The organism is Christiangramia aquimixticola (assembly GCF_048285835.1).
In the GTDB taxonomy this organism is placed as follows: domain Bacteria; phylum Bacteroidota; class Bacteroidia; order Flavobacteriales; family Flavobacteriaceae; genus Christiangramia; species Christiangramia aquimixticola.
In genome coordinates this window covers 1-283 of record NZ_JBLVTL010000310.1, presented here as the reverse complement: position 1 = coordinate 283, position 283 = coordinate 1, and the positions used below count along the sequence as shown (strand labels likewise).

Annotated in this window: 1 protein-coding gene; it reads right to left on the bottom strand. The window is 49.1% G+C overall.

All coding sequences use genetic code 11. The annotated features are described in order from the left end of the window. Positions 1-283 (bottom strand): SIMPL domain-containing protein (locus ACNKXV_RS14605; protein WP_417908426.1); only part of this gene is annotated, 283 nt, incomplete at both ends.

Below are 283 nucleotides of genomic sequence, written 5' to 3'. Positions count from 1 at the left end.
AGAAGCAAGAGCTACCTTGATAGGTAGCTCTTGCTTCTGCATCTTTGAGCGCTTCGGTCAGCAGGGTGGTCTCCAGTGATTTGCTGGTGGCCTCGGCTACACCGAATTGCAGGTTGTAGCTCATGTCTCCGGCTTTTTGGATAGCATCCACGATTTTTTGAAGGTCTTCATTGGTAGCAGAAGTAACGATTCGTAGGTTTTGCCGAGCCACATAGCCACTGTCCTTCACGGTTCCATTTTGGTAGATTCGGTTGACATCCACGGAATAGTTATCAGCCACGAG